The organism is Rhodococcus sp. EPR-134 (genome assembly GCF_001647205.1).
Classification (GTDB): Bacteria; Actinomycetota; Actinomycetes; order Mycobacteriales; family Mycobacteriaceae; genus Rhodococcus_F; species Rhodococcus_F qingshengii.
Genome location: NZ_LVCT01000632.1, coordinates 1 through 8,766, shown reverse-complemented (window position 1 = coordinate 8,766; position 8,766 = coordinate 1). Strand labels below are relative to the sequence as shown.

Genomic DNA, 8,766 nt, shown 5'->3' with positions numbered 1-8,766 from the left:
GTGGTCGACGCCATCGAACGGTTGGACGCCGATGTGACGGCTATCGTCGCGACCCGCTCCATCACGTGGGTTCTCGAAGCACTCAAGGAAGGCGCGCTCACGCACGGCGTCGGTCCCGGTGTCTACGAATCTCGCTCGGCTCGGATTCCCGACATCGACGAACTCGACGAATTGCTCACTGAGGCAAGCGAATCGATCTCTCTCGATCGCTTGTGGGCAAACCCGGACGGCGGCCTCAAGACCCGCCATCCGTGGCAACTCGAGCCTTCGCTGCGCAATATGGTTGCGGCCGCGAGGCGCCTGCGTCGTCGGGCCGAGCAAGCCGAGCGCGACGCCGGGTAAGTCACGTAAAGAACAAGTCATGGAGGGGCCTGCGAGTTGCAGGTCCCTCCATGCACGGGTAGGCATGTGTGCATGGTTACTGCTGCTGCTTATGCCGCGACGTCCGCTGACGGTCCCCTCGAGAAGACCACTGTCGAACGCCGCGAGCTCGGTCCACTGGACATTCTCATCGACATCAAATTTGCCGGCATCTGCCATTCCGACATCCACACCGCTCGCAACGAGTGGGGCGGAGCCAAGTACCCGATCGTCCCCGGACACGAAATCGCCGGCGTCGTCGCCGCCGTGGGTTCCGATGTCACCAAGCACAAGGTCGGCGACCGAGTGGGCGTCGGCTGCTTCGTCGACTCGTGCGGGGAGTGCGACGCCTGCACCGCCGGTGAAGAGCAGTACTGCCGCAAGGGTGTGACGGGTACGTACAACGCCACCGGCCGCGACGGCGAGCGCACTCAGGGTGGCTACTCGACGCACATCGTCGTCACCGAGCACTTCGTGCTCTCGATCCCGGAGGGCATCGAACTCGACGTTGCAGCGCCGCTCCTGTGCGCGGGCATCACCTTGTACTCACCGCTGCGGCACTGGAACGCCGGCCCCGGCAAGAAGGTCGCCATCATCGGTTTCGGCGGCCTCGGGCACGTCGGCGTGAAGATCGCCAAGGCGCTCGGAGCGGAAGTCACCGTCCTGAGCCAGACGCTCGGCAAGAAAGACGACGGGCTTCGCCTCGGCGCCGATCACTACTACGCGACCAACGACCGTGAGACGTTCAAGGCTCTTCGCGGCGAGTTCGACCTGATCCTCAACACGGTCTCGGTCAACCTCGACATCGACGCCTACATGTCCTTGCTTGCCATCAACGGCACTCTCGTCGAACTCGGCCTGCCCGAGAAGCCGATCGAAGTTCGAGCATTCTCGCTCGCCGCAAACCGTCGTAGCCTCGCCGGTTCCATGGTCGGAGGTATCCCGCAGACACAGGAGATGCTCGACTTCTGCGCCGAGCACGGCATCGGCGCAGAAATCGAACTGATCCCGGCGAGCGACATCAACGACGCTTACGAGCGCGTGATCAAGAGCGACGTCCGATACCGATTCGTGATCGACACCGCAACGATCTGACCCGCTCGGTCCTGCCCAGTCGAATTGTTCGCGGAGCTCAGTCGAGTTGCTCGCGAAGATTACTCAGTGTCTTCGCGAGCAACCTCGACACGTGCATCTGGGACACACCTACTTTCTCGGCGATCTGTGTCTGCGTCAGATTTCCGAAGAATCTGAGCATCAACACCGTCCGCTCTCGCTCGGGCAGCTTGTCGAGAAGCGGACGCAACGCCTCGTGATTCTCGACGTTCTCGAGAGCTGCGTCGTAGTCACCGAGTGTCTCCACGAGCGGGAGATCGTCGGTGTGATTGGACGCGGCACCGTCGACCGAGACCGTCTGATACGCGTTGCCGGCGATCAAGGCCTGGGCAACTTCTTCGCGTTCGATCCCCAACGTCTCGGCCAACTCGTCGACGGTCGGCGCGTGTCCGAGCTGTTGTGACAGCTCGCTGATGGCCTGCCCGAGTTGGAAGTGCAACTCCTTCATCCGGCGGGGAACCCGCAATGCCCAACCGGTGTCGCGGAAGTGTCGTCGAACCTCGCCCATGACGGTGGGAACTGCGAACGAGACGAAATCGGATCCGCGCGTGGAATCGAAACGGTCGACGGCGTTGACCAGACCGAGACGCGCCACCTGAACCAGATCGTCGTGTGCCTCGCCACGACCGTCGAATCGTCTGGCGATGTGCTCGGCCAACGGTAGGCATCTGGTGATGAGTGCAGTGCGCACTCGTTCGTACTCCGGGCTGTGGGGCTCGAGGGTCCGCAGTTCCTCGAAAACTGGTATTACGTCCCGATATTCGTCGGTGGACCGCCGACGCGGGCGTGACGGGCCGTCTGCGGAAGCGGTCACAGGCGCCCGCTGAGGGCCTTGGTGAACTTCATGGTGGTGATGTAGCCGACGCCGCCGAGGTTCTCTTCCTGGTCGAGCGAAATCGAATCGGTTAGTTCGGTGAGGATGTGCCACCCGAACGAACGCTGACTGCTGTCCTCGTACTCCGTGGTCGTCGTGGACACGGACACGTGCAATTGCGGGGGCGTGAAGACGAACCGACACACCAGAACCGAATCAGGCGCAGCGCGAACGATCAGATGCGTACAGATTTCGTCCATGGCCAGTTTGATGTCGGCGATGGCGTCGAGGTCGAAGTTTTCCTGAATGGCAACGGTGGCGGCCAGTGCACGCAAAATCGACAGCTGATCGAGAGTCGCTTGAATCCTCAACTCCACAACTGGCTGAGTCTGATCCTGATCGGGCTCGAGTGCGCTGAGGTGTGCCATAAGTTCTCCGGATCGTCGTACCAGGGGTCGCGGTGAAGTCTGGTGCCGAGAACGATACCCATCCCGACCTTCACAGTGACCCCCGAACACGAAATTTGGTCGATGGTGGTGCCGGGGTAAACGACACGATTCTGCTCACGACCGTTGGCGATCGCAACATCGGATTACCTCGCGGAACCGCAGACCAAACCACATTTTTGTTCGGAACACCGAAACGAATGGTCGCAACGCACTTGTGACGTCCGTCATGCTGGCGTACTGTTTCAAACCGAGGTTGAGCACACAGCCGATGAGGGATTTATCCGTATTTCTGGAGACCCGTTCATCGTGCGTCTCCTTCGGAGGTCCCTTCTCTTTTGCAGAGTGTAAACCGTTGCGGGATGGGAGAACCATGACTGTTGTTCCAGGATCATCTATTTCAGGCTTTACGAACGCGGCGAAGGGATCGGTAGACTACGGACCTCCCGCGACCGGGACAGCGACCGCATCGTTTCACGCGCACCGCATCAGTGCACACACCGCTGTGATCAAAGTTCGTGGTGAGATCGATCTGATGAGCGCCAATGCTTTTCGTGACTTCTTGACGTACCACGTGGCCGCGGACCGGACGCTGGTCGTCGATCTATCCGAACTCGAATTCATGGGGACGTGCGGCTTGTCCGTACTGTCGGTCCTGTCGACGCGATCACGCGACGTGGGCGGCACACTCGCGCTCGTCTGCGCCCGCCCGGTGCAAAGGTTGCTCAAAGCAGCTGGTCAGGAGTCGATGTTTGCCTGCTACGAGTCGCTCGATCATGCAATCGGACTCGAAGAGACCCGACGTTTCCCCGCTTGATCACGCAGTTTCAGTCCAAGCTTCGTGAATTCAGTTTCGTAGAGCCCGTCAGCGTCAGTGCACTTCACTTCGGTGAGTGCCCTTGTGTTGGCGGGCTCTCGGCGGTGCTGTGACGCAGCGGCCGTAGGTGCGGACCACTTCGGTGGCGACGTGATCCCACGAATACGATTCGCACGCTCGGGCCCGGCTCTGCCGTGCAAACGCCGCGCCTTCGTCCTCGTCGTCGAGAAGATGGCGGACTGCGCGAGCGGTTTCCACCGGGTTGTTGACCGGGACCCGACGCCCGGTGAGTCCGTCGATCACCGTATCCCGCAGTCCGCCAACAGGAGTCGCGACTACGGGAACTCCGCACGCCATTGCTTCCAGTGCCGCGATTCCGAACGGTTCGTATCGAGGGGTGCACACGAGGGCGTCGGCCGATCGCATCAGTTTCGGTAGTTGGCGGTGCGGAACCCGTCCCAACAATTGGACGCGATCTGCGACGCCGAGGCGCTCGGCGAGCTTGACCAAGCGGATCGCCACTTCGTCGGTGCTCAGTTGCGCGACGGGTGGCCCGCCGATCACCACCAACTCCGTATCCGGCAGCGAAGCCAGCGCGGCGACGGCAACATCGAAGCCCTTCTGCTCCACCAGTCTTCCGACGCAGATCAATCGATGCGGTGCGGTTTTCTTCGCGGCGGGTCCCTCCGGGGTGAATGCTTCGGTGTCCACGCCCGAGGGCACCATCGTGGTCCGTGATCGTGGTGATCCCTGCCGGACCAGATCGAAGATTTCGTCCGAACTGGTCGCGATGACATGGGTTGCGCCCCTGGCGATCAACGGTTCCAGGTGAGTCCGCTCCGAGGGGCTGTCGTCGGCTGCTCCGAGGTGGCGGTGCGCCGCAGATCCCAGGGAATGGAATGTCTGAAGTACGGGGATGCCGAGCGATCGGGTCGCGAGTTCCGTTGCCACACCGGACATCCAGAAGTGCGAGTGCACCACATCGGGTCGGTCGGTACTCCACTGAGCGCGCAGAATGCTGGCAAAGGTTCCCAGGTGAGGGAGGATGTCGGCATCCGGAAGAGCCTGCGTCGGGCCGGCCTCGAGATAGTCGACGGAGTACCCGGCGCGGGCGCGAACGCGGTCCGGCCCACCGACGTGGGCACGCCTGGTGAAGACGGTGACGTCGTGTCCGGCACGAACCAAGGCGGCAGACAGTTCGTCGACGTGCAGGTTCTGTGCACCGGCTGCCGAGCAGCCCACCGGTGCGAGTGGATCGGCGTTCACCGACACCATGGAGATCTTCAGCATTCGTCCGGGAGCCATAGCGGGCGAGTACTTCATCGGGTCCCCTCTCCACTTGATCGGTTCGTCTGGGGATACCCGGAGTCCGTGATCTGAACCGGGTTTCGACGCGGTCAGCGCTGGGCACATTCCAAACACGATGGCGAGGAGTGAGGTTCGATGACAGAACAAATGCTGGTCGACGCAACCGTCGGACTCGGGTTCGAGCGGTACGTACAACGGGTGGCGGTCGGTGTGGGGGCCGGCATCGAGCAGTGGTGTTGCAGGCGCGAGCACCCTCTGGAGGCTTACATCGCATTGGACCGAACTGTGCCGCGTTTCCCCGGGCGCGAGGTGGCTTTGCTGTGGGAGGAGACGTGCGGTTGGGCCCTGGCCGTGGAGACCAGATCAGGGGAGGACCTCATCGTTCTCGGATATCTGGGCGAACACGCAGTGCCGACCCCGGACGCCGTCGCCGATTTTGCCGCGACACTGGGTACGCGCAGCCCACACTGGGTCATGAACAGACCATTGGCGGATTCGGACGAGACCGCGCGAGAACTGCGGAGCTACTCCGGAAGTGCTTACGCCTGAACAGTATCGAGGTCCGATCGGCTCAGTTGACTACATCCAGGATGGGATCGAGAACCGGAGTCGCTGCAGCCTCGACGGCCGGATCGTCCATGAGCTTGAAAACGATGTGACCACCAAGCGCGCCACCGACACCGACCGCGGTGAGCGCCAGCACCGACAGCACTCGCGCCAGCGCGAGTGAGTCCTTTCCGCGTAGCCTGTACGACGCCGCAAAAGACCAGATCCCCACTGCATTCGACGCCGCGTGCACCAGCCCCACTCGGCGTGCGACGTCGCCACGTTCGGACCAGTCCAGCCATCCCGTCAGCAAAGCCGGCGGAGTCGAAACCAATCCGAGCCCGATCAGCCGTCGTGCAGTCTGCGGATCGCCTAGAACATCGAAGACCAACGAAGCCGTCCACGCGCCCGCGGGAATGGTCACGAGGGCAGGATGGATGGGATGCCCGACGGCGGCGCCGCGCAGAAGTGCGGCGACAGTGCGCGATCGGTCGGATCGCTCCGTGATCTCGAGGATTCTGCGCCTGAGGCCAGTGGACGGACCGTCCAGTCCGCGAGCGGATTCGATTCCGCGATAAAGAGTTCCGATGTCCATGTAATTCGGCTACCCGGCGTAGACGTCGGGAAACCTCGCGACGGCAGTGTCTTGTCGACCGTCATGCTCCGGCGTACGGTCGAAACGAAAGAGATCCGACCGGAGGAGCGAACGATGAAGCTCAATCTCTTTGCAGCGTGGGCGTCGTATTTCCTGGTGCTGGCCACAGTGGTCTGCCTCGGCAGTTTTCTGGTGGCGGCAGGTTCAGGCCAGGGTGGTTGGGCATTGATCGCCGGCCTCGCCGGCGTCGCGTGCATCGGCCTCGCGGTAGCCCTGTACGCCAGTACTGTGCGTCACGACCACAAAGTGCACCGCGAATCCCCACACCTGTTCTGATCAGGCCTGCTTCTGATCAAGACTGTGCGAGTCGTGCCTTCTCCGCCTCGATGTCGAAGTCGGCAGGGGGCCAGTCGAGATCGAGCTTTTCCAGAGCGTCGATCAGTAGCTCCGTGACCGCAATGCGGCTGTACCACTTCCGATCACACGGCACGACGTACCACGGCGCGTGCTCGGTCGACGTCTTGTCGAGCATTGCCTGATACGCCTGTTGATATGCAGGCCACAAACCGCGTTCGGTCACGTCGCCAGGGTTGTACTTCCAGTACTTGTCCGGGCGGTCGAGACGTTCTTCGAGTCGCTTCTTCTGCTCGTCGAGCGAGACGAACATCGCGACTTTCACGATGGTGGTTCCGGCGTCGACGAGTTCCTTTTCGAACTGGTTGATCTCGTCGTAGCGCTTGCTCCAGACATCCTCCGGGACAAGATCGTGGACGCGCACTACCAGGACGTCCTCGTAGTGGGAGCGATCGAACACACCGAGATAGCCGCCGCGGGGGAGTTCCTTCTTGATCCGCCAAAGGTAGTGATGTTGCTTTTCCTCTTCGGTCGGGACGCCGAAGGCCGCGTGCTGAACTCCCGAAGGATCCACGTGACCGATCACGTGTCGGACCATGCCGCCCTTGCCTGCGGTGTCCATTCCTTGCAGAACCAGCAGGACTGAACGACTGTCCCCGGACCGGCCGTTGGCGTACAGCAACTCCTGCAGGTCGGACAGAACCGCGCCGCGTTCCTCGAGCAGACGTTCGCCGTCAGCTTTGTTTCCGGTGAATCCCGGAGTGCTGTTGCGATCGAGTTGATCGAGTTCGAACCCGGGCTCCGCCCGCAGGGTCTTGGCGGCCGGTGTTTCCCACAGCGAGTCTTGTGCCATGCCGAAAGAGTGCCACAGGATCGCGCCCGGCGGCTCGAAAGTTCGGTCTCGGGCGAGTCAGTCCTCGGCAGGCTTGACGAGGGGATGCGGAACCGACTTGAACTTGGCCGGTGATCCGTTGACCGCAGCTATGCCGGTGATGCCGCCCCACGTCATCATCGTGAGGTAGTCGATCAGCGATTCCGCGGACATCGACTTGTTGGAGATCCACCAGTGCGTCGCGAGCTGAATTCCGCCCACGATCCCGAACGCCCACGGCAGCGAACCGCCGGAATCCATCTCCATCTCGCGAAGACGATTGCCCAACACCGTGGAGAGCAATTCGGCGATCATGCGCTCGGAATCGGCAACGACGTCGCGGTTGGCGCCGGCGCCGTTGGCCATGACGTAGAGGTAGATGTCGGGGTCGGATGCCACCGTCTCGACGTATGCGGTGATGCTCGCCTGGGTGAGTTCGAAATCGTCGAGATCGCCACTGATCGCTTCGTAGATACGCGGCGACAGGATGGTCTCGACGTACCGCATCATCGTGGCGGTCGTGAGGTCGCTCTTGTCGGCGAAGTATCGGTAGAGCACGGTCTTGGAGACACCGATCTCGGACGCGATCTCGTCCATGCCGATCTCACGGCCGCGCGCGCGGATGGCGGCGATGGTGCCGTCGACGAGTTCCTCGCGGCGAGCGATCTTGTGCTCACGCCAACGACGCTTCCGACCGTCGGATTTCTCGGGCTTCGCATCAGCAACGACTGGGCCGTCTACCTGCTCGTTGTCCTGCACGGCATTCTTGGCCACGAGTCATCTCATATCTGTGGTGCGAGCCACGTCCGATCGGTCTACTTTCCGGTCCAGCTTAATGTCCGCGCCTTTATCTCGGGCACTCACATCCGCAGTTCGGGGGATTAGGTCCTGCAGAATCGGACTTCGTGTCGCTCGCGCTACGCCGCGTCACACCTTTCGGCACAATGGCGAGGGTGCAGCAACTGAGCCTCTCCGCCTTCGACGACGCCGCCAAGCGTCGGGACCTTCGCAAGATGAAGGTCTTCGCTACTGGCCTTCTGGGCTTCGCGACGGTGGTCTACATCTTCTGCCGGTGGCAGGAATCCCGCGGCGCCGGAGAGTGGGTCGGGTACGTCCGGGCCGCGTCCGAGGCAGGCATGGTCGGCGCGCTTGCCGACTGGTTTGCCGTCACCGCGCTCCTCCGTCATCCGATGGGCCTTCCCATCCCGCACACTGCCATCATCAAGCGTAAGAAAGACCAGCTCGGAGCCAGCCTGAGCTCATTCGTCGGTCAAAACTTCCTGGCTCCCGAGGTTGTGTCGGCCAAGGTGCAGCAGGCGCAGATTCCGCTGCGGCTCGGCACGTGGATGGCCGAACCTGCCAACGCCGCTCGCGTCGCCGCCGAGACGTCGACGGTCTTGCGCGGCATGGTCGAGGTTCTTCGCGACGAGGACATCGCCCAGATCATCGACAACACGATCGTGAAGCGTCTGGCCGAGCCCATGTGGGGACCGCCGATCGGCCGAGTGCTCGGTGAACTTCTCAAGGACAACAAGCAACTGC

11 protein-coding genes and 1 pseudogene are annotated in these 8,766 nt (G+C 62.2%); 6 read left to right on the top strand and 6 right to left on the bottom strand.

All coding sequences use genetic code 11. The features are described 5' to 3' along the window. Together A2J01_RS27810 and A2J01_RS27805 are read left to right on the top strand one after the other, a co-directional pair. A pseudogene (locus A2J01_RS27810) lies at nt 1–342 on the top strand (5-methyltetrahydropteroyltriglutamate--homocysteine S-methyltransferase); the annotation flags it as partial. A gap of 72 nt (nt 343–414) precedes the next feature. Next, nucleotides 415–1,455 (top strand): NAD(P)-dependent alcohol dehydrogenase, encoded by a 1,041-nt coding sequence (locus A2J01_RS27805; RefSeq protein WP_003941488.1) that lies wholly within the window; start codon nt 415–417, stop codon nt 1,453–1,455. A 37-nt stretch (nt 1,456–1,492) separates the two neighbouring features. On the opposite strand, the gene A2J01_RS27800 is transcribed toward A2J01_RS27805, so the two are convergent. Beyond that, on the bottom strand, nt 1,493–2,287 hold the full coding sequence (locus A2J01_RS27800; RefSeq protein WP_003941515.1) for an RNA polymerase sigma factor SigF: 795 nt from the start codon (nt 2,285–2,287) through the stop codon (nt 1,493–1,495). Next, a complete protein-coding gene (locus A2J01_RS27795) occupies nt 2,284–2,715 on the bottom strand; it encodes an ATP-binding protein (RefSeq protein WP_003941553.1) in 432 nt (143 codons plus the stop codon). The genes A2J01_RS27800 and A2J01_RS27795 overlap by 4 nt, the downstream gene beginning before the upstream one ends. A gap of 247 nt (nt 2,716–2,962) precedes the next feature. Here A2J01_RS27795 and A2J01_RS27785 point away from each other — a divergent pair, with 247 nt between their 5' ends. Beyond that, on the top strand, nt 2,963–3,550 hold the full coding sequence (locus A2J01_RS27785) for an STAS domain-containing protein (protein ID WP_308216553.1): 588 nt from the start codon (nt 2,963–2,965) through the stop codon (nt 3,548–3,550). Between the two features lie 54 nt (nt 3,551–3,604). Here the strand turns inward: A2J01_RS27785 and A2J01_RS27780 are convergent, their stop codons facing one another. Further along, nucleotides 3,605–4,873 carry a glycosyltransferase gene (locus A2J01_RS27780; RefSeq protein WP_003941555.1) on the bottom strand — a complete coding sequence of 423 codons (1,269 nt, stop codon included), beginning with the start codon at nt 4,871–4,873 and terminating at the stop codon, nt 3,605–3,607. Between the two features lie 120 nt (nt 4,874–4,993). Here A2J01_RS27780 and A2J01_RS27775 point away from each other — a divergent pair, with 120 nt between their 5' ends. Then, complete coding sequence (locus A2J01_RS27775; protein WP_003941464.1) at nt 4,994–5,407, top strand: DUF6292 family protein; 414 nt, start codon at nt 4,994–4,996, stop codon at nt 5,405–5,407. Nucleotides 5,408–5,429: 22 nt separating this feature from the next. On the opposite strand, the gene A2J01_RS27770 is transcribed toward A2J01_RS27775, so the two are convergent. Beyond that, on the bottom strand, nt 5,430–5,999 hold the full coding sequence (locus tag A2J01_RS27770; RefSeq protein WP_064114015.1) for a DUF2231 domain-containing protein: 570 nt from the start codon (nt 5,997–5,999) through the stop codon (nt 5,430–5,432). Nucleotides 6,000–6,113: 114 nt separating this feature from the next. On the opposite strand from A2J01_RS27770, the gene A2J01_RS27765 reads away from it, so the two are divergent. Further along, the gene (locus A2J01_RS27765) at nt 6,114–6,335 is read left to right on the top strand and encodes a hypothetical protein (RefSeq protein ID WP_039973486.1); all 222 of its coding nucleotides are present in this window, start codon (nt 6,114–6,116) and stop codon (nt 6,333–6,335) included. A 16-nt stretch (nt 6,336–6,351) separates the two neighbouring features. Here the strand turns inward: A2J01_RS27765 and A2J01_RS27760 are convergent, their stop codons facing one another. Then, nucleotides 6,352–7,206, bottom strand: coding sequence for a polyphosphate kinase 2 family protein (locus tag A2J01_RS27760; RefSeq protein WP_054827968.1), 855 nt, complete (start codon nt 7,204–7,206; stop codon nt 6,352–6,354). A gap of 57 nt (nt 7,207–7,263) precedes the next feature. Further along, nucleotides 7,264–7,998: a TetR/AcrR family transcriptional regulator gene (locus A2J01_RS27755; RefSeq protein WP_003941527.1), complete on the bottom strand. Its 735-nt coding sequence runs from the start codon at nt 7,996–7,998 to the stop codon at nt 7,264–7,266. Between the two features lie 179 nt (nt 7,999–8,177). Here A2J01_RS27755 and A2J01_RS27750 point away from each other — a divergent pair. Continuing rightward, the coding region (locus A2J01_RS27750) for a DUF445 domain-containing protein (RefSeq protein WP_197494320.1) at nt 8,178–8,766 on the top strand (589 nt) is incomplete at its 3' end.